Annotated in this window: 15 protein-coding genes; 5 read left to right on the top strand and 10 right to left on the bottom strand. The window is 63.2% G+C overall.

Features of this window, described 5'->3' with window-relative positions; genetic code table 11:
• Positions 1-528 precede the first annotated feature (528 nt).
• Complete coding sequence (locus PVZ80_RS02725; RefSeq protein WP_038630595.1) at positions 529-861, top strand: DUF6124 family protein; 333 nt, start codon at positions 529-531, stop codon at positions 859-861.
• A 609-nt stretch (positions 862-1,470) separates the two neighbouring features.
• On the top strand, positions 1,471-3,012 hold the full coding sequence (locus PVZ80_RS02730; protein ID WP_041988883.1) for an alkaline phosphatase D family protein: 1,542 nt from the start codon (positions 1,471-1,473) through the stop codon (positions 3,010-3,012).
• Positions 3,013-3,129: 117 nt separating this feature from the next.
• Here PVZ80_RS02730 and PVZ80_RS02735 read toward each other — a convergent pair whose 3' ends face one another.
• Complete coding sequence (locus tag PVZ80_RS02735) at positions 3,130-5,658, bottom strand: PepSY domain-containing protein (RefSeq protein WP_124301137.1); 2,529 nt, start codon at positions 5,656-5,658, stop codon at positions 3,130-3,132.
• Between the two features lie 265 nt (positions 5,659-5,923).
• Positions 5,924-8,197, bottom strand: coding sequence for a TonB-dependent receptor (locus PVZ80_RS02740; protein ID WP_028681659.1), 2,274 nt, complete (start codon positions 8,195-8,197; stop codon positions 5,924-5,926).
• Positions 8,198-8,402: 205 nt separating this feature from the next.
• Here PVZ80_RS02740 and PVZ80_RS02745 point away from each other — a divergent pair, with 205 nt between their 5' ends.
• Both PVZ80_RS02745 and PVZ80_RS02750 read left to right on the top strand, forming a co-directional pair.
• Complete coding sequence (locus tag PVZ80_RS02745) at positions 8,403-9,083, top strand: Fe2+-dependent dioxygenase (RefSeq protein ID WP_016701680.1); 681 nt, start codon at positions 8,403-8,405, stop codon at positions 9,081-9,083.
• 3 nt (positions 9,084-9,086) lie between these two features.
• Complete coding sequence (locus PVZ80_RS02750) at positions 9,087-9,869, top strand: tetratricopeptide repeat protein (RefSeq protein ID WP_053268205.1); 783 nt, start codon at positions 9,087-9,089, stop codon at positions 9,867-9,869.
• A gap of 185 nt (positions 9,870-10,054) precedes the next feature.
• Here PVZ80_RS02750 and PVZ80_RS02755 read toward each other — a convergent pair whose 3' ends face one another.
• Positions 10,055-11,218 carry a type III PLP-dependent enzyme gene (locus PVZ80_RS02755; RefSeq protein WP_007923836.1) on the bottom strand — a complete coding sequence of 388 codons (1,164 nt, stop codon included), beginning with the start codon at positions 11,216-11,218 and terminating at the stop codon, positions 10,055-10,057.
• A gap of 351 nt (positions 11,219-11,569) precedes the next feature.
• The gene (locus tag PVZ80_RS02760) at positions 11,570-12,541 is read right to left on the bottom strand and encodes a LysR substrate-binding domain-containing protein (protein WP_009046955.1); all 972 of its coding nucleotides are present in this window, start codon (positions 12,539-12,541) and stop codon (positions 11,570-11,572) included.
• 134 nt (positions 12,542-12,675) lie between these two features.
• On the opposite strand from PVZ80_RS02760, the gene PVZ80_RS02765 reads away from it, so the two are divergent.
• Entirely contained in the window at positions 12,676-13,359 is a 684-nt protein-coding gene (locus tag PVZ80_RS02765; RefSeq protein WP_009046956.1) for a type 1 glutamine amidotransferase domain-containing protein, read from the top strand.
• Here PVZ80_RS02765 and PVZ80_RS02770 read toward each other — a convergent pair whose 3' ends face one another.
• From PVZ80_RS02770 to PVZ80_RS02795, 6 genes are all read right to left on the bottom strand, one after another.
• On the bottom strand, positions 13,360-13,500 hold the full coding sequence (locus PVZ80_RS02770) for a zinc-binding dehydrogenase (protein ID WP_053268206.1): 141 nt from the start codon (positions 13,498-13,500) through the stop codon (positions 13,360-13,362).
• Positions 13,491-13,880: a zinc-binding dehydrogenase gene (locus PVZ80_RS02775; RefSeq protein ID WP_016701684.1), complete on the bottom strand. Its 390-nt coding sequence runs from the start codon at positions 13,878-13,880 to the stop codon at positions 13,491-13,493. The genes PVZ80_RS02770 and PVZ80_RS02775 overlap by 10 nt, the downstream gene beginning before the upstream one ends.
• A gap of 246 nt (positions 13,881-14,126) precedes the next feature.
• Complete coding sequence (locus tag PVZ80_RS02780; protein ID WP_009046959.1) at positions 14,127-15,284, bottom strand: osmoprotectant ABC transporter ATP-binding protein OsmV; 1,158 nt, start codon at positions 15,282-15,284, stop codon at positions 14,127-14,129.
• A gap of 222 nt (positions 15,285-15,506) precedes the next feature.
• Positions 15,507-16,199: an ABC transporter permease gene (locus tag PVZ80_RS02785; RefSeq protein WP_016701686.1), complete on the bottom strand. Its 693-nt coding sequence runs from the start codon at positions 16,197-16,199 to the stop codon at positions 15,507-15,509.
• 14 nt (positions 16,200-16,213) lie between these two features.
• A complete protein-coding gene (locus PVZ80_RS02790; protein ID WP_016701687.1) occupies positions 16,214-17,107 on the bottom strand; it encodes a glycine betaine ABC transporter substrate-binding protein in 894 nt (297 codons plus the stop codon).
• 20 nt (positions 17,108-17,127) lie between these two features.
• Complete coding sequence (locus tag PVZ80_RS02795; RefSeq protein ID WP_028681655.1) at positions 17,128-17,844, bottom strand: ABC transporter permease; 717 nt, start codon at positions 17,842-17,844, stop codon at positions 17,128-17,130.
• Between the last annotated feature and the right edge of the window lie 63 nt (positions 17,845-17,907).

Below are 17,907 nucleotides of genomic sequence, written 5' to 3' on the forward strand. Positions count from 1 at the left end.
TCCATACGATGTCCTCGACTGCGTCGAGGGGCGCTGCGCGCCATCCCCCTGATGAACACCTCCGCTCGGCCTCCCGATGGGGCGGGTGGATCAAGATCAAAAGCCAAAGCCAAAGCCGGGCGCGACCTGCCGGTCGGCGCGAAACCCTGTAGCCGCTGCCGAGCTTGCGAGGCTGCGATCGACCCCGAAGGGGGCGCAGGATCTTGAGACCGCTGGAGGACCTTCGGTCCTATCGCAACCTGCGGCAGCGGCTACAGGGATCGTGTGTATCAGGTTCTGCGGATGACAGTTTTGTCGCGTAAGACGCTGTCTGAAAGTGAGGCGCTTCGCTTTCCTTTGTAAGGCTTTTCCGAGAAGCTCCGGGCCGCTTGCGTCTGGGAAGGGCGCTGTCTAGCCTCGGGTTTGTCACTGGTTTTTCAGTGATCGGGACTAGCAGCCCGGGTCAGGGGATTTCGGTCCCGTGTTCATCGGTCGGTGTTTCACTTGTTCTGATGAGTCATGGCGACTCCATTTATTCGGAGGAGCATCATGAAAAGCCCAAATTCTGTCCCCCTGGTTTCTCACGCTCGTCGCTTGTGTGATTTCAAGCACGATGAAGCTAACCGCTCGGTGCTTAAAGCGCTTAAAGAAACAGCCAGCTCTACCATTGGCAACAACTCGCTCTTCACCGTCCGCCCAGGCATCAGCGCCGAAGAGGCGTTGCTTCACGTTTCCATGCTGCTCAAGTCCGCCGAGGAGGTTTCCGACGAGATCACCGAGCACGCCAGCGGTATCGAGCGTGGCCTGATCTGGTCGCTGGTGCATTCCGTGGAGATGGCGCGTGGTGTGGTGGATGCCTTGCTCGATGGCAATCGTCTTTGATCTGAAATGACTGCCGCAGGCTGCGATCGATTTTGAAGAGGGCGCGGGATCTTGAGATTGCAGGAGGACCTTCGGTCCTATCGCAGCCTCGCGGGCTCGGCAGCGGCTACAGGGACCGTGGGTATATCGGGGCCTTTTGTAGGAGCGAGCTTGCTCGCGAGCAGATCGTTCGGATGACGCGTTGGACCTTGTAGGACGCTGTTTGAAAGTGCGGCTCTTCACTTTCTTGTGTAAGGCCTTTCCGAGAAACGCTGGGCCACTTGCGCCTGGGAAAGGTGCTGTCTAGCCTCGGGTTTGTCTCTGGTTTTTCAGTGATTGGCTTTAGTCGGATTCTGTTCTGGCGGCTGAACGTGGGGCACCCTCGGGGGCGCCGGGCTCCTGAGCCCCGGTCTGCTAACCCGCGTCCAGCTGCCATCCTCAATCGTTTAGTTATTCCATGACTCGCAATGCTCGGCTGTAACACCGCAGTTCATCAGACAGGTGGCGTTATCGTTGACGGCCATCGCGAGCAAGCTCGCTCCTACAGTAGAGGCGGGGTGTGGGGTTTGTCATACGCAGTTCATCCACACTGGCTAAGGTTTGCTTTTGACATTAGGTCAGGGAGCAACCATGAGCGATTTCACTCTCGGTCGGCGGCGTTTGATTCAGGTGGCGGGGGCAGGGCTGTTGCTGCCGGGGTTGGCGCCGGCGGTGATTGCCTCGGGCAAGGACCGGCCGAAGATGGTCGATGGCGTGCAGTCCGGGGATCTGCTCGGCGATCGGGCGATGGTCTGGAGCCGTACCGACCGGCCGGCGCGGATGGTGGTGGAGTGGGATACCCGCAGCCTGTTCAGCAACCCGCGCAAGTTTGTCTCACCCCTGGCCGATGCCCGCACCGACTTTACCGCGCGGGTCGAGTTGGGCGGGCTGCCCACCGACCAGGCGATTTTTTATCGGGTGTATTTCGAGGATGCCCAGACCGGCGTGCGCAGCAAGCCCTGGTTCGGCCATTTGCGCAGCGTGCCGCAGACCCGTCGCGATATCCGCTTTGTGTGGAGCGGCGACACCGTCGGCCAGGGCTTCGGCATCAACCCGGACATCGGCGGCATGCGCATCTACGAGGCCATGCGCCGGCGCCTGCCGGACTTTTTTATCCACAGCGGCGACACCATTTACGCCGATGGCCCGGTGCCGGCGCAGCTGACCACCGAGAACGGCCGGGTGTGGCGCAATATCACCACCGAGGCCAAGAGCAAGGTCGCCGAGACCCTCGACGAATACCGCGGCAACTACCGCTACAACCTGCTGGACGAGAATGTGCGGCGCTTCAACGCCGAGGTGCCGCAGATCTGGCAGTGGGACGACCATGAGGTGGTCAACAACTGGTCGCCGAGCAAGGTGCTGGACGAGCGTTACACCACTAAAGATATCCACACCCTGGTGGGCCGTGCGCGGCAGGCCTGGCTGGAATACGCGCCGATGCGCTTGCAGAGCGCCGACCAGGGCGGGCGGATCTATCGCAAGCTGAGCTACGGGCCGCTGCTGGATGTGTTCGTGCTGGACATGCGCAGCTATCGCGGCGGCAACGACGACAATCTCGGCGCGGCCAAGCCGTTCCTCGGCCGCGAACAGTTGGATTGGCTCAAGCAAGGGCTCAAGCACTCCAAGGCGCAGTGGAAGGTGGTGGCGGCCGACATGCCCATCGGCCTCGGCGTGCCGGACGGCGAGGTCAGCCCCGGCGTGCCGCGCTGGGAGGCAATCGCCAACGGCGACCCGGGCCCGGCCCAGGGCCGCGAGCTGGAGATCGCCGAGCTGCTGGCGTTCCTGCGCAAGCACAAGGTGCGCAACCATGTGTGGCTGACGGCGGACGTGCATTACTGCGCGGCGCACCACTATCACCCGGATCGCGCTGCGTTCCAGGATTTCGAGCCGTTCTGGGAGTTCGTCGCCGGGCCTTTGAATGCCGGCAGTTTCGGGCCCAACGCGCTGGACAAGACCTTCGGTCCGGAGGTGGTGTTCCAGAAGGCGCCGCCGGCGCAGAACACCTCGCCGTTTGCTGGGTTCCAGTTCTTCGGCGAAGTGCAGATCGAAGGGCAGAGCGGGGAGTTGAAGGTGATCCTGCGGGACCTGGACGGGGTGGCGGTGTTCGAGCGCAAGTTGCAGCCGGTTTGATACGACTGCATCTGTAGGAGCGAGGCTTGCCCGCGATGGGCGCGACGCGGTGTGTCTGAAACACCGCGTTATCGTTCATCGCGGGCAAGCCTCGCTCCTACAGAAGCATGCGGTGAATCAATAGACGTCGCGGCGATAGCGGCCTTGCTCGATCAGCCGTTCGACGACCTCGGCGCCCAGCACTTCGTTGAGCACCTGATCCACCCCCGAGGCCATGCCTTGCAGGCTGCCGCAGATGTAGATCGAGGCGCCGTCGGCCAGCCATTGCTTGAGGCGTTCGGCCTGTTGGCGCAGGCGGTCCTGGACATAGATCTTCTCTGCCTGATCGCGGGAGAAGGCCAGGTCCAGGCGGCGCAGGTCGCCGGCGGTCAGCCATTCCTGCAGCTCGTCCTTGCAGTAGAAATCATGCTCGGCGTTGCGCTCGCCGAAGATCAGCCAGTTGTCTTGCTGGCCCTCGGCGATGCGCGCCTTGAGCAGGCTGCGCAAGCCGGCCAGGCCTGTGCCGTTGCCCAACAGGATCAGCGGACAAGGCTCGGCCGGAGGATGGAAGCCGCTGTTGCGCCGCACCCGCAGGCTGATGCTGGAGCCGACCGGCGCGTGCTCGGTAAGCCAGCCGGAGCCGATGCCCAGGCTGCCGTCGGGGTGGCGTTCCTGGCGTACCAGCAGTTCCAGTTGGCCGTCGCTGGCCAGCGAGGCGATGGAGTATTCGCGCATCGCCAGCGGCACCAGGGCATCCACCAGTGCCTGGGCGTGCAGGCCCACCAGATGGGCACGGTTTTCCGGGAGCTGGCGGCTGGCCAAGGCCTGGGTCAGGGTTTCCGTCAGGCCGTCGAGCTGCACCGTGGCGCTGCCGTCCAGGCCCAGGCCGTCGAGGAAGAACTCGATGGCCCATGCGCAGTTGCGCGGCAGCACTTCCACCAGGTCGCCGGCCAGCCAGCTGCTCGGTTGTGGTGGCGTCAGGCCCAACAGGTAGACGCCGGAGCCGCTGCTGTCGGGGTTGAGCAGCAGGCGCTGGTTCAGGGTCCAGTTGTCGTAGGCGGGCGCCTGCCACAGGTCCACTGGCGCTTGTCCGATCAACTGGCCCAGTTGCTGCTGCCAGTGGCGCAGGGCGTAGCTATCGCCGCTGTCGACTTCCACCGGGGCGAACAGGGTGTTGCCGCCATGCTCGGCCAGCCAGCCATGCAGGCGCTTGGCAAAGCCGCAGAAGTGCGGGTATTGCCGGTCGCCCAGGCCCAGTACGGCGTACTTGAGGTTGTCCAGGGACAAGGCGCGGCTCAGCACCTTGCGCTCGAAGCCCCGGGCGCTGTCCGGCGCTTCGCCGTCGCCGAAGGTGCTGACCACGAACAATGCGTTCTGGGTATTCAGCAGGTCTTGCTCGCTGACGCTGGCCAGCGGCTGGACCCTGGCCGGTACGCCGGCGGCCTGCAATTGTCCGGCAGTCTGCCAGGCCAGTTGTTCGGCGAAACCGCTCTGGCTGGCGAAGCCGATCAGCCAGGCCGAGGCATCGCCGGTGTCGGCGCTCAGGCCCTGGCGCGCGTCCTTGATCTGGCGTTTCTTGCGCCGGCGATCCAGGTACAGCAGCCAGCCGGTGATAAAGAACAGCGGCATGGTCAGCGAAGCGATAGTCACCAGGATGCGCCCGACGATGCCGAAGTAGCTGCCCACATGCAGGGCATAGATGCTGGTCAGCAACTGGGCCTTGAGGCTCTTGTCGCTGTAGCGGTCATGGCGGCTGACCACGCCGCTGTTCGGGTCGATAGTGATCTGGTTCAGCGCGCGGTCGTGGGGCGAGTGCTTGAGCAGATAGAACACGGTCGCCGGCTTGCCGGCCACCGCGGGCATGCGGATGTTGTAGGAACTCAGGTCCTTGCCGGCGGTGCTGTAGATGCCCAGCCACATGGCGTTGTAGTCGGCGGTCGGCGCCGGGCCCTGGGGCGGCGCGCCCCGGCCGCCCTTCATGCGCTGGCCCTGTGGCGAGTCGGCCAGCAGTTTGTTCAGGCCCTTGTTGTACCACTCGTAGGACCAGGACAAGCCAGTCAGTGCCGCCAGTAGATAAAACAGCAGGCACCAGGTCCCGGCCACGGCGTGCAGGTCCCAGTTGAAGCCACGGCCTTTTTTCGCCCAGTCCAGGGTCAGCCAGGCGCGCCAGCTCGCCACCTGGCGCGGCCAGCGCAGGTACAGGCCGGACAGGCAGAAGAAGATCAGGATCAGGGTGCAGGCGCCGGTGATCTGCCGGCCGCTGTCGCCCATGGCCAGGAAACGGTGCAGTTGCAGCATCAGGCCGAAGAAGTCCTGGCCCAGGGCGGCGCCCATGAATGCGCCGGTGTAGGGGTCGAAATAGCGCATTTCGCCGCGGCGCTGGCCCGGCGGCGGGGTGAACCAGACGCGGGCGGCATTGCCGCTGTCGGCTTCCACGGTGAGCATCGACACGGTCTTGCCCGAGGCAGCCTGGATTTTTTCCACCAGCTCGGCGGGTGGCAGGACGCCAGCCGGCTGTTTTTCCACCAGCAGTGTGGAGGGGTTGAGGGCACGCAGGATTTCATCCTGGAACGACACGGTCGCTCCGGTAATGCCCATCAAGGCCAGGACCAGGCCGGCGCTGATGCCGAAAAACCAGTGCAACTGGAACAGGGTTTTCTTCAACACATCGACCGCCTCGTTGGTTCTGTAAGTCTGTGCACGGCGCGCATTATGCCGTGAGTTGTCGAGAAGCATTCTTTCTTACGCACAAAAGCCCCACTCACCGAAGTGGATGGGGCTTGCGTGGGTGTAGCCGCTGCCGAAGGCTGCGATAGGCCGGGGTCGCGCTCGACACGCAGGTCCTCCAGCGATTTCACGATCTTGCGCCCCCTGCGTCGGAATGCCGCCCAGATCGATCGCAGCCTGCGGCAGCGGCTACAGGTGAAACCCGTCAGAAGTGGAAGTTGGTGGTGAACAAGGCGGTACGGCCGGCTGCCTGGTTGGCGAAGTGCGCCGAGTAGGCTTTGTCGTAGTAGGTCTTGTCGGTCAGGTTCTGCACGTTCAGCTGCAGGTCGACGTTCTTGCTCAGCTTGTAGCTGGCCATGGCGTCGTAGCGGGTGTAGGACGGCACATACACGGTATTGCCGGCATCGCCATACACCTCGTCGACATAGAACGCACCGCCGCCGACGGTCAGCTTCGGCAGAACTTCATAAGTGGTCCACAGGCTGAAGCTGTTTTTCGGCGTGTTCGGCATTTCATTGCCTTTGTTCGAACCGGCGCTGACCACCCCGTTACGACCGTTGAGGCCGGCGTCCACCAGCTCGCTTTTCAGGTAGCTGTAGCCGGCGAAGACTTGCCACTTGTCGGTGATCTTGCCGCTGGCCGACAGCTCCAGGCCGTCGACGCGGGACTCACCGGCGTTCTGGTAGGTCAGGGCATCCACCAGGATGCGGGTGTTTTTCTTCTCGGTACGGAACACCGCGGCGGTCAGGGACAGGCGGTCGTTGAACACATCCCACTTGGTGCCCAGCTCGTAGTTGACGGTTTCTTCCGGTTGCAGGTCGCTGACGCTGGCGCCGGCGGACAGCGGGTTGCCGTCCGCACCCTCGCCGACCAGGCCGCCCGGTGGTGTGGCCGATGTGGCGTAGGAGGCATAGACGCTGCCGTTGTCCGTCGGTTTCCACACCAGGCCGGCCTGCCAGTTCCAGAACTGGCTGTCGTCCTTGATCTTGGTGCGCCCGGTGGCGGTGTCGGTATTGGCCACGGTGTCGAAGGTGTCGTAGCGCAGGCCGACGTTCAGCAGCCATTGCGGATCGAGTTCGATGGTGTCGAACACATAGGCCGCGCGGCTGGTGGCTTTGGTGTTGGTGCCGTAGTAGTTGCGGCTGATCGCGCCGGTCCAGGCATCGTCCGGGTTCGGGTTGCTCAGCGAGGTGCAGCTCGGGATGCTGCCCGGGTTACAGACCTTGGCGGTGTTGCCGGCGATGTTGTAGCTGCTGACACGGGTCTCTTCGCCAGTGAACTCAAGGCCGGTGGAGTAGTTGTGCTTGAAGCCCAGGGCCTGGAATTCGCCGAACAGGTCGGTCTGGTTGGTGGTGGTTTCGGTGGTGGACACCCGCGAGTTGGCGCGACGCCACACGGTGCCGTACTTGTTGACGTTGAACTTGCTGTCGTCCGGCTGGGTGAGGATGTAGTCCTGGCCGGTGTTGCCATGACGCAGGGTGTTTTTCAGCGTCATGTTGTCATTCAGATCGTGCTCGATGGAGATGGTGCTGATGTCCGCGCGGGTCTTGCGGAAGTCACGATCCTTCAAGCCATAGAAGTTGTCGCTGTTGCCGCCGTCGGTGGGTTTGTCGTGCTTGTGGGCGGTGGCGCTGGCCGAGCTGTAGCCGTAGGGAATGCCCGAGTCCGGCAGGTCATCGCTTTCCATGTGGTAGTAGCTGAAGTTGACGCGGGTCGGGGTGCCCAGGCCGAACGTCAGGGACGGTGCCACACCCCAGCGGTCGTAGTTGACGGCGTCGCGACCGGCCACGTTCTGCTCGTGGCTCATCAGGTTCAGGCGGAAGGCGGCGCTGTCGAGGAACTGGCGGTTCACGTCCAGCACATAACGGCGGGTCTGGTCGGAGCCATAGGTGAAGCCACCGTTGAGGAAGTCTTGCTGCTTGGGCGTCTTGCTCACCAGGTTGAGGCTGCCGCCGGCCGAGCCGCGACCGCCGAAGGAGGAGTTGGGCCCCTTGCTGACTTCGATCGATTCGATGTCGAAGATCTCGCGGCTCTGGCCGCCGGTGTCGCGCACGCCATCGAGGTAGGTGTCGCCCTGGGCGTCGAAGCCGCGGATGAACGGACGGTCGCCTTGCGGGTTGCCGCCTTCACCGGCGCCGAAGGTGATGCCCGGCACGGTGCGCAGCGCATCCTGCAGCGAGGTGGCGGCGGTGTCCTTGAGGACTTGTTGAGGCACCACGGTGACCGAGCGCGGGGTGTTGACCAGCGGCGCGGTGTACTTCTGCGACGAGGCCTTTTCGACCTGGTAGGACGTCTGGTCCTGGGCTTCGCCGGTGATGCTGGTGGCATCCAGGGAAATGGCATTGCCGGCGGCTTTCTTCTCGGTGTTTTCCGCGGCAAAAGCCATGTGGGCTGCGGAACCGGCGGTGATCGCCACGCCAATTGCAGACGCCAGCAGGCGTGGTGAACCGAGCGGTGATGGTGGTTGTTGGCGCGACATGGTGATTCCCCTCCCCAAGGATTTGAGGCGGCGGAATATAAGGCGAACAAGTATTTGTATCAATTGCGAAAAATTGCTATTCGCACAGAATTTACATTCTTTACAATTTCGCTTTACGGTTTTTACGTTTTCATTCGTCTGCGCATTTTACATTTGCAATAAGAATCAATATCATTTGCACCCCTTTGCTTTCAGGTATTGCCTCATGCTCCTGCATATTCCCGGTCTGTTCTCCCGTGAAGAAGTGCTGCGTATTCGTGAGGCCCTGGAGCAGGCGGACTGGGCCGATGGCAAGATCACCGCCGGTTACCAGTCGGCCAAGGCCAAGCACAACCTGCAGCTGCCCGAAGGCCACCCGCTGGCCCAGGAGATCGGCGCGGCGATGCTCGAGCGCCTGTGGCAGCACCCGCGCTTCATGTCGGCGGCGCTGCCGCACAAGGTGTTCCCGCCGCTGCTCAACTGCTACACCGCCGGTGGCAGTTTCGACTTCCATATCGACAACGCCGTGCGCCAGCCCAAGGGCAGCGTCGAGCGGGTGCGGACCGACCTGTCCTCGACCCTGTTTTTCAGCGACCCGGAGGACTACGACGGCGGCGAGCTGGAAATCCAGGACACCTTCGGCACCCAGCGGGTGAAGCTGCCGGCCGGCGACATGGTGCTGTACCCGGGCACCAGCCTGCACAAGGTCAATGCGGTTACTCGCGGCACCCGTTATGCGTCGTTCTTCTGGACCCAGAGCCTGGTGCGCGAAGACAGCCAGCGCGCCCTGCTGTTCGAGATGGACGAGGCGATCCAGCAACTGACCCGCGACATGCCGGATCATCCGTCGCTGATCCGCCTGACCGGCACCTACCACAACCTGTTGCGCCGCTGGGTCGAGGTGTAGACCGTGAGTTTCCAGTTACGCCGCGAGGAAGTCCTCGACGGCGAGCAACTGCGCGCCATGCTCGAACAGAGCCCGGCCCGGGCCGCCCAGGCGATCCTGCTGGCGGCCGGGGAGGGCGTGCTGGATGCCCAGGCGCTGCTCGGGCAGATCCTCCTCGACGGCCTGGGCATCGAGCGCGACCAGGCGCTGGCGCTGCGCTGGTTCACGATCGCCGCCAAGGGCGGGCACCTGATGGCGCGCAACATGCTGGGGCGCTGCTGTGAGCACGGTTGGGGCTGCGAGGCCGATGCCAAGGCGGCTGCCGGGCATTATCGCCAGGCGGCCGAAGCCGGGCTGGACTGGGCGCTGTACAACTACGCCAACCTGCTGGCCACCGGTCGCGGAGTCGCTGAAAACCACGCCCTGGCCTTGAACTGCTACCAGCGCGCGGCCGCCATGGGCCATGCCAAATCCATGAACCTGCTAGGCCGCTATCTGGAGGAGGGGCGTCACTGCCCCAGGGATGTCGCGGCGGCCTGCGACTGGTATCGCCGTTCCGCCGAGGGCGGGGATTTCCGTGGGCAGTTCAGCCACGCTGCGGTGCTGGCCGATGCCGGGCGTATCGACGAGGCGCTGGGTTGGCTGGGCAAGGCTCTGGAAGGCGGCAACCTGAACTTCCTGCGGGTCGCCCGTGGCGCTTTGTTGCAGGCGGCCCATCCGCAGATCCGCGGCCTGGCCCTGGCTTATCACCAGCGTGCGGCAGAGCTGGGTGACGAAACCGACCGCGAGGCGTTAGCCCAGCTGTAGCTTCTGTAGGAGCGAGGCTTGCCCGCGATGACGGTATCAAGGCCGCCACCGGCCTTCGGCCTATCGCGAGCAAGCTTCGCTCCTACAGAGGCAACGCGTGCGCTACATAGACGCAAGCCACCGCCATTTCGCAGGCATAAAAAAGCCCATGACACGTCATGGGCTTTTTCGTTACGGCGTGGCGCTTACACGTAGAAGGATTTCAGTGGCGGGAAGCCGTTGAATTCCACAGCGCTGTAGCTGGTGGTGTAGGCACCGGTGGACAGCCAGTACAGGCGGTCGCCGATGGCCAGGTTCAGCGGCAGTCCGTACTTGTAGTTCTCGTACATGATGTCGGCGCTGTCGCAGGTCGGACCGGCAATGACCACTTCCTCCGTCTCGCCTTTCTTCTCGGTCCAGATCGGGAACTTGATGGCTTCGTCCATGGTTTCGATCAGGCCGGAGAACTTGCCCACGTCGGTGTAGATCCAGCGCTCCACGGCGGTGCGGGATTTACGCGCTACCAGCACCACTTCGCTGACCAGGATGCCGGCGTTGGCGATCAGCGAACGGCCTGGCTCGAGGATGATTTCCGGCAGCTCGTCGCCGAAGTCTTCCTTGAGGAAGCGGATGATTTCCTCGGCATAGGTTTCCAGGCTGTTGGTGCGGGTGATGTAGTTGGCCGGGAAGCCGCCACCCATGTTGATCAGCTTGAGGTGGATGCCGTCTTCTTCCTTCAGGCGTTCGAAGATCACCTTGACCTTGGCGATCGCCGCGTCCCAGACGCTGATGTCGCGCTGTTGCGAACCCACGTGGAACGACACGCCGTAAGGCACCAGGCCCAGGTCGCGGGCGAGGATCAGCAGGTCCATGGCCATGTCGGTCTGGCAGCCGAACTTGCGCGACAGCGGCCAGTCAGCGGTGGTCGAGCCTTCGGTGAGGATCCGCACATAGACTTTCGAGCCCGGCGCGGCCTTGGCGATGTTGCGCAGGTCGGCTTCGGAGTCGGTGGCATACAGGCGCACGCCCTTCTCGTAGAAGTAGCGGATGTCCTTGGATTTCTTGATGGTGTTGCCGTAGCTGATCTGGTCCGGGCTGACGCCGCGGCCCAGCACCTTGTCCAGTTCGTAGATCGAGGCGATGTCGAAGTTCGAACCTTTTTCCCGCAGCAGGTCGATGATTTCGACGGCCGGGTTGGCTTTTACCGCGTAGTAGACCTTGGCGAACTCGAAACCGGCGCGCAGGTCATCGTAGGCCTGGGCGATCATCTGGGTGTCGATGACCACGAACGGGGTTTCTTGCTTGTCGGCGAACGCCTTCATTTTCTGAAAGGTTTCGCGCGCGAAATAGTCTTCGACCTGAATCGACATACCTGGGAGCTCCTAATGGCAAACGGGTAAAAACAATGGGTGCAAATGAACGTCCTCCGTATCCCCACTTTGGTTCGCCTACTTCCCAAGGCATGTCGCCGAAAGCAAAAAGGCCACGGGCGTATTTGCCCTTGGCCTTGCTGTCTCGTCGTCAGTACTTGAGCCGGATGGATCGTTTCCAGCATGGACGTTCGGCGCGAACTTTAGGGCGTGAGGGGCCTGAGATCAACAAAAAATGTCGCGTTTTTGCACGCGTTCGTCGCGTGGTCCGAGTCAGTCATTTATGTAACCGACCCAGATGACAGGCTGATGTTCCTCGCCATTGTCCGCTGACCTTGCCGATCCGCCGGTTCAGAGCCTGGAGTCGGTCAGGAAACAGGCATCCTCGTCGCCGCGCAAAGCATAGCCGTCGTAGAGATTTTCAAAGTCCAGGGCGCGAAAGTTCTCGGCGAGAAAATCCAGCAGCGCGCGGACCGAGGGCATGACGCCGCGACGGCTGGCGAACAGCGCATAGACCTGGGCGCTCCTGGGTTTCCAGCCGGCGAGGACCGGACGCAAGGTGCCGTTGCGCATGTCCTTGAACACCACCAGCTTGGGCAGTTGCACGATACCGCCGCCCTCGAGGGCGACGCGGCGCAAGGTGATCATGTCGTCGGTGATCAGCCGCGGGCTGTGCGCCACCGAGGCCTGTATCCCCTGGTCATCTTCCAGGTGCCAGCAATAGCTGTGGTTGGCCGGCCCCTGGTCCAGGCTGGGAAATCCCGTGAGGTCGCTCAGCGCCCGCACCGGCCCCAGGCGTTCCAGTAGCGCCGGGCTGGCCACCAGTTCCTGGGGGCTGCGGGACAGCGGCTTGAGGGTCAGGCTGCTGTCTTCCAGCGGTGGAACGTCGACCCGCAGGGCAATGTCGAACCCTTCACGCAGCAGGTCGACACTGCGGTTGGTGCTTTCCAGCTGCACCTTGATCTCGGGGTAGCGCTCCATGAAGCGCGAGATCATGCCGGCCACCAGGAAGTTCAGCAGCGCGGTGGGGCAGGCGATGCGCACCGTGCCCTTGGGGGAGGCCTGGCTGTGTTCGATCAGCGACTGCGCAGCCTCGGCCCCTTCGAGCATGGCCAGGCAATGCTGGTAGTACTCCAGCCCCAGCTCCGAAACGCTGAACTGACGCGTGGATCGGTTGATCAGGCGCACCCCGAGGCGCTCCTCGAGGGCGCTCAGGTGACGGCTGAGCCGGGACTTGGGAATCCCCAGGTTACGGCTGGCTGCGCCTATTCCCTGGTGTTCGACGATGCAGGTAAAGAAGTACAGCTCGTTCAGGTCGTACATCGTGGGGCTGTTCCAAGAATGAAATAGTCAGTTGCGGCCCGTCGGCTATGTGCGCGGGGTGGAGCTGGCTAAGGTGGCTTTCCCTTGGCCGCGCGGCCGGTCCGCGCAGCCATTCATGTCCAGTGAGGTGAAGCATGAGCAAGAAAATGCTAGTGGTCCTGACCAGTTTTCCCAAGTACCCGACGCTGAACCGGGCCACCGGCCTGTGGCTGGGCGAAGCCGTGCATTTCGTCAAGGCGGTCGAGGCGGCCGGTTACGCGGTCGATTATGTGAGCCCCAAGGGCGGTTATACACCGATCGATCCCCACAGCCTGGCCATGGCCGACGAAACCGACTGGGCCTGGTACCAGGACGCCGCGTTCATGGCCCGGCTTGGCTCGGTGCTGAAACCGGAGCAGGTCAACCCGGCGGATTACTCGGTGATCTACTACGCCGGTGGCCATGGCGTGGTCTGGGACTTCCCGGACAACAAGGCGCTGCAGAAGATCGCCAGTTTGATCTATGAAGCGGGCGGCATCGTTTCGTCGGTGTGCCACGGTGCCGTGGGCCTGCTGAACATCCAGCTGTCCGACGGCAGCCTGCTGCTCAAGGGCAAGGAAGCCACCGGCTTCTCCAACGCCGAGGAGAAACTGGCCGAACTCGATCAGTACGTGCCGTACCTGACCGAGGACGAAATGCTCAAGCGTGGCGCGATCTACAAGAAGGCCGCCGAGCCCTGGGCATCCTTCGCGGTGGCCGATCAACGCCTGATCACCGGGCAGAACCCGGCATCGGGCGGGGCGGTCGCGGCGCTGGTGCTCAAGGCGCTGGCGGGCTGATCAGCCGCGGGTAAAGAGCTGGAGGATGATCTTGCCGATATGCCGGCCGCTGTCGATCAGTCGGTGGGCCTGCTGCACATCCTCCAGCGCGAACCGCTCGAATCTATAGGGTTTGACCCGGCCGGCGCTGATCAGCGCCAAACCTGCCGTTCCAGCTCGGCGACGATTTCGGCTTTCTCGTCGTGGCTGCGCGAGCGCAGGGTCGAGCCCACCAGCGTCAGGCGTTTGCTCAGCAAGGGGAACAGGCTCAGTTCCCGGGCCGCGCCCTTGTGCACGCCGATCTGCACGATCCTGCCGTACGTCGCCGCGGCGGCGAAATTGCGTGCCACATAGTCCCCGGCAATGATATCGACGATCACGTCCACGCCCTTGCCGTCGGTGGCCTGCATCATCACCTCGACGAAATCTTCCTGCCGGTAATTGATCGCCTGGTCCGCGCCCAGGGCAAGGCTGACCTTTTGCTGTTCCTCGCTGGAAACCGTGGTGAAGATCCGCGACGCGCCGAAGGCCTTGGCCAGCATGACCGCCGGGGCGCTGGATTTCGATGGCGAACATGGAGGGGGACATGAGGGCTTCCTCGAATGATTGGGATGCCGTTCAAGGTAGGGGCGGGAGTTGATGCAGTCGCGCAGCGATTTCTCGCTGCTGCGATGCATAAATGCAGCGAATAAAAAACTCGGGCGTGGTGGTTTTTCCGGTCATGGCACAAACGAGCCAGACCTCGGTCTGGCTCGTTTGCGTGATGTCACGGGGTTGATGGACAGGCCTCAGGCCAGCGCAGTCTCGGCCGGCGAGACGATATTGGTCTTCATCCCCCGCGAGCGACCGGAGCTGAGGTAGGCGGCAATCGATTCCTGGGTCACTTCGCCGAGGAACACCCGCTCGGCGTCCAGCACCGGCAGCCACGAACGGTTGAACTCGTACATCCGCGACAGCAGGATGCGCAGGTGTTCGTCGTAGGCCGCGGTGGCGTTGAACTCGCGCAGGTACTGGGCGCAGGTGCCGGTTTGGCGGTGCAGGTCGCGGCGGCGCACGTAACCCAGGGCCTTGTTCTCGGCGCAGGTCACCACCAGGTAGCGGCGGTCGTGTTCGTCCATCAGTTCCAGGGCGTCGGCCACCGGGGTTTGCGGGCTGACCGACGGCGCGTTGTCGGCGGCGTCCTCGGCCTTCACCAGCAGCAGGCGCTTGAGGGTGCTGTCCTGGCCGACGAAGTTGCTGACGAAGTCGTCCGCCGGATGGGCCAGCAGGGTGTCCGGGTGGTCGATCTGCAACAGCTTGCCGGCGCGGAAGATGGCGATCTTGTCGCCGAGCTTGATGGCTTCGTCGATGTCGTGGCTGACCATGATCACGGTCTTGTTCAGCGCCCGCTGCATTTCGAAGAACTCGTTCTGGATCATCTCGCGGTTGATCGGGTCGACCGCGCCGAAAGGTTCGTCCATCAGCAGCAGCGGCGCATCGGCCGCCAGTGCGCGGATCACCCCGATCCGCTGTTGCTGGCCGCCGGACAGCTCGCGCGGATAACGATGCAGGTACTGCTTGGGTTCGAGCTTGATCATGCTCATCAGCTCGCGGGCGCGCTCATGGCATTTCTGCTTGTCCCAGCCCAGCAGGCGCGGCACCACCACGATGTTTTCCTCGATGGTCATGTTGGGGAACAGGCCGATCTGCTGGATCACGTAGCCGATGTTGCGGCGCAGGGTCACTTCGTCCAGGCCGGTGGTGTCTTCGCCGTTGATCAGCACCTTGCCCGAGGTCGGCATGATCAGGCGGTTGATCATTTTCAGCGTGGTGCTCTTGCCGCAGCCCGACGGGCCGAGGAACACGCAGATTTCGCCTTCGTTGACGGTCAGGCTTACGGAGTCAACGGCGGTGATGGTCTTGCCGTTGCTTTGGAAGGTCTTGGTCAGGTTTTGAAGTTCGATCATTTGAGCAGTCCTGGTAGGGGGTGTTCGGTGCAAATGACGGAGCGCGTTGGAGTTGTGATCGCTCCGGGCAAGGCGTGGGACGCAGGGAATGGTGTTCCCTTCTCAAGTCCCACAACGCAGGCCGGAGCGATCACAGCTCCAACCCGAAGGGCCGTGCCCCACAAAGCGCAATCCGTCGTTATTCGTCGTTCATTTGGAAAAACCAAACTTCTCTCCTCATGCCTAGTCTTGCGCTTTGTGGGGCGACGGCGCGCCCGTCATTTGCACCGAACACCCCCTACTCGTCAGCGAGCGTTGCAGCCATTGCAGAAGCAGGTCGGCGAAGATGGCCAGGAGACTGACCAGTACGGCGCCGACGATCAGCATCGACATGTCGCTGCGGCTGATGGAAGCAAGAATGAGCACACCCAGGCCGCCGGCGCCGATGGTGGCGGCGATGGTCATGACGCCGATGTTCATCACCACGGCGGTGCGAACGCCGGCGAGAATCACCGGCACGGCGATCGGCAACTCGACCATGCGCAGGCGCTGGCCGAAGGTCATGCCGATGCCACGGGCCGCTTCGCGAATCCCCGGCTCGACGCCGGTCAGCGCCAGGTAGGTGTTGCGCATGATCGGCAGCAGGGAATAGAGGAACACCGCGGTGATCGCCGGCAGCGGCCCCAGGCCCTGGCCGAACTTGGAATAGAACGGCAGCAGCAGGCCGAACAGCGCGATGGACGGAATGGTCAGCAGCACGGTGGCGCTGGCTTGCAGCGGACCGGCCAGGGTCGGGAAGCGGGTCATCAGGATACCCAGGGGCACGCCGAAGAGGATCGCCAGGGTCACGGCGATGCCCACCAGGGTGATGTGCTGCCAGGTCAGCTGGATGACTTGCGGCCAGTCGAGATGGGAAAAGGCGTTGAGCAATTCCATGGCTTTTTCCTCCCTCAGTTCAGTGGATGCTGGCGCAGGAAATCTGCGGCAACGGCGGATGGGCTTTCATGGTCGACGTCGACCCGGGCGTTGAGCTGGCGCATGGTCTGGTCGTCGAACAGTTCGGCCAGTGGCTTGAGGTCGGCGGCCAGTTGCGGGTGGGCGTCGAGGTAGGCCTGGCGCACCACGGGGGCCGCGGTGTAGTCGGGGAAGTAATGCAGGTCGTCGTCCAGCAGCTTCAGGTTGAAGGCGTTGAGCCGGCCGTCGGTGGTGTAGACCAGGCCGGCGAACACCTGGCCGTTACGCAGGGCGGTGTAGACCAGCCCGGCGTCCATCTGCCGGATGTTCTTGCGGGTCAGGTCCATGCCGTACAGCTTGACCATGCCTTGCAGGCCGTCGGAGCGGTTGGCGAACTCGGTGTCCAGGGCGATCAGGTGGTGGTCCTGGCGTTCGGCGTCGAGGACGTGTTTCAGGTCGCTGACGCTGTTGATCTGCGGGTATGCGTCCGCGACATTTTTCGGCAGGGCCAGGGCGTAGGTATTGCTGAATTTCGACGGCGTCAGCCAGACCAGGCCTTTTTTTCCGTCGAGTTCCTTGACCCGTTCATAGGACTGTTGGCTGTCGAGTTTTTCCGTCACGTGGTTGTAGGCCACCAGGGACACGCCGGTGTATTCCCAGAGCATGTCCAGCTGCCCGCTTTCGTGGGCGCTGCGCGCCAGGTTGCTGCCCAGGCCGCCGGTGACCCGGGTGTCGTAACCCTTGCTGCGCAGGTACTGCGAAGTGATTTCCGCCAGCAGCGTCTGCTCGGTGAAGACCCGGGCGCCGATGCGGATCACCGGCTTTTGCGCGGCTTGGGCAATTCCTGCGCACAGCAGGACGCAGCCTATGATCAAAGCTATTTTTTTCATGTGAATTCCTTCGCGCAGGCTTAAGACGGGCGCAGGCCGCGTTCCAGCCAGAGGCGGCTGGCCAGTGTCACCAGGCCGTCGAGCAGCAGCGCCAGCAAGGCGGTGCAGGCCGCGCCGAGCAGCAGTTGCGGCTGATTGTTCAGGGCGATGCCGGGGAAGATCAGGCTGCCGAGGCTGTTGGCGCCGATCAAGAAGGCCAGCGGCGCGGTGCCGACGTTGATCGCCAGGGCCACGCGCACGCCACCGATGATGATCGGCACGGCGTTGGGCAGCTCGACTTTCCACAGCACCTGGCGCGGGGTCATGCCGATGCCGACGGCGGCTTCCTTGAGGGAGCCCTGGACGTTTTTCAGGCCTTCGTAGGTGTTGCGCACGATGGGCAGCAAGGAGGCGAGGAACAAAGCGAAGATGGCCGGCCCGCTGCCGATGCCGAGGATCCCCAGGGCGATGGCCAGGACGGCCAGGGGAGGGACGGTGTTACCGATGTTGAACAGCTGCATGAAGCGCTCGGCACGCCCGACCATCTGCGGTCGGCTGAGGAAGATGCCGGCGGGTATCCCCACCACGAGGGCGGCGAACATTGAAGCGAGTACCAGGTACAGATGGGCTTGCAGGTAAAACAACAGATCGTCGCGGTAGTGTTCGATCGTACTGATGCCGATCCAGTGGACCAGCAGGGCCAGGAGAGCGATGACCGCCGCGCCTCCTATCAGCCCTTTGCCATAGCGAATAGCCACAGGCGGACTCCTTTTTTATGTCGGCGAGCCTTCTTTCGTGTGACAAGGCCATGCCTGGCTGCC

Source organism: Pseudomonas sp. B3G-3, from assembly GCF_028640915.1.
GTDB classification, from domain to species: Bacteria; Pseudomonadota; Gammaproteobacteria; order Pseudomonadales; family Pseudomonadaceae; genus Aquipseudomonas; species Aquipseudomonas chlororaphis_I.

Coding starts and splice junctions, on each gene's coding strand:
- PVZ80_RS02745 (WP_016701680.1), top strand. CDS start 8,403: ATGCTCCTGCATATTCCCGGTCTGTTCTCCCGTGAAGAAGTGCTGCGT.
- PVZ80_RS02765 (WP_009046956.1), top strand. CDS start 12,676: ATGAGCAAGAAAATGCTAGTGGTCCTGACCAGTTTTCCCAAGTACCCG.
- PVZ80_RS02730 (WP_041988883.1), top strand. CDS start 1,471: ATGAGCGATTTCACTCTCGGTCGGCGGCGTTTGATTCAGGTGGCGGGG.
- PVZ80_RS02790 (WP_016701687.1), bottom strand. CDS start 17,107: ATGAAAAAAATAGCTTTGATCATAGGCTGCGTCCTGCTGTGCGCAGGA.
- PVZ80_RS02775 (WP_016701684.1), bottom strand. CDS start 13,880: ATGCTGGCCAAGGCCTTCGGCGCGTCGCGGATCTTCACCACGGTTTCC.
- PVZ80_RS02760 (WP_009046955.1), bottom strand. CDS start 12,541: ATGTACGACCTGAACGAGCTGTACTTCTTTACCTGCATCGTCGAACAC.
- PVZ80_RS02755 (WP_007923836.1), bottom strand. CDS start 11,218: ATGTCGATTCAGGTCGAAGACTATTTCGCGCGCGAAACCTTTCAGAAA.
- PVZ80_RS02725 (WP_038630595.1), top strand. CDS start 529: ATGAAAAGCCCAAATTCTGTCCCCCTGGTTTCTCACGCTCGTCGCTTG.
- PVZ80_RS02740 (WP_028681659.1), bottom strand. CDS start 8,197: ATGTCGCGCCAACAACCACCATCACCGCTCGGTTCACCACGCCTGCTG.
- PVZ80_RS02785 (WP_016701686.1), bottom strand. CDS start 16,199: ATGGAATTGCTCAACGCCTTTTCCCATCTCGACTGGCCGCAAGTCATC.
- PVZ80_RS02780 (WP_009046959.1), bottom strand. CDS start 15,284: ATGATCGAACTTCAAAACCTGACCAAGACCTTCCAAAGCAACGGCAAG.